The sequence below is a fragment of the Alistipes sp. An31A genome (assembly GCF_002159425.1).
Taxonomy (GTDB): domain Bacteria; phylum Bacteroidota; class Bacteroidia; order Bacteroidales; family Rikenellaceae; genus Alistipes; species Alistipes excrementigallinarum.
In genome coordinates, this window is sequence record NZ_NFIO01000026.1 from 1 (window position 1) to 542 (window position 542).

The window sequence follows — 542 nt, forward strand, 5'->3', positions numbered from 1 at the left end:
GACCGCAAGGAGCGACCTAGGGCAAAACCGGTAACTGGGGCTAAGTCGTAACAAGGTAGCCGTACCGGAAGGTGCGGCTGGAACACCTCCTTTCTGGAGAGTATGATTGCTTCTTAAGACAGTGAGATACTCGTTCTTTCTCTCGACAACTGGTAATTTTTTGCTATATCGAGTAGGTTTAACCTGCGGATACAGTCCCGTAGCTCAGTTGGTTAGAGCACTACACTGATAATGTAGGGGTCTGCGGTTCAAGTCCGCACGGGACTACACGACGGGGGATTAGCTCAGTTGGCTAGAGCATCTGCTTTGCAAGCAGAGGGTCAAGGGTTCGACTCCCTTATCCTCCACGGAGAATCGAAGCGATTCGGTTCAAGTTCTTTGACATGATTGAGGTTATGAGATAAGGCCTCCCGAGAACGCAATAGGGTTTTCGGGAAGGAAGAAAGAAAGTAATGAAGGGCGTATGGGGAATGCCTAGGCTCTTGGAGGCGACGAAGGACGTGGTAAGCTGCGAAAAGCTCCGGGGATTTGCAAACAAGAAT

At 50.2% G+C, this 542-nt stretch carries 2 tRNA genes and 2 rRNA genes; all 4 read left to right on the forward strand.

Annotated features, from left to right (window positions below):
* Positions 1-93 (forward strand): 16S ribosomal RNA (locus B5F90_RS10720); the annotation flags it as partial.
* Positions 94-193: 100 nt separating this feature from the next.
* A tRNA-Ile gene (locus B5F90_RS10725) sits at positions 194-267 on the forward strand.
* A 6-nt stretch (positions 268-273) separates the two neighbouring features.
* A tRNA-Ala gene (locus tag B5F90_RS10730) sits at positions 274-347 on the forward strand.
* 96 nt (positions 348-443) lie between these two features.
* Positions 444-542 (forward strand): 23S ribosomal RNA (locus B5F90_RS10735); the annotation flags it as partial.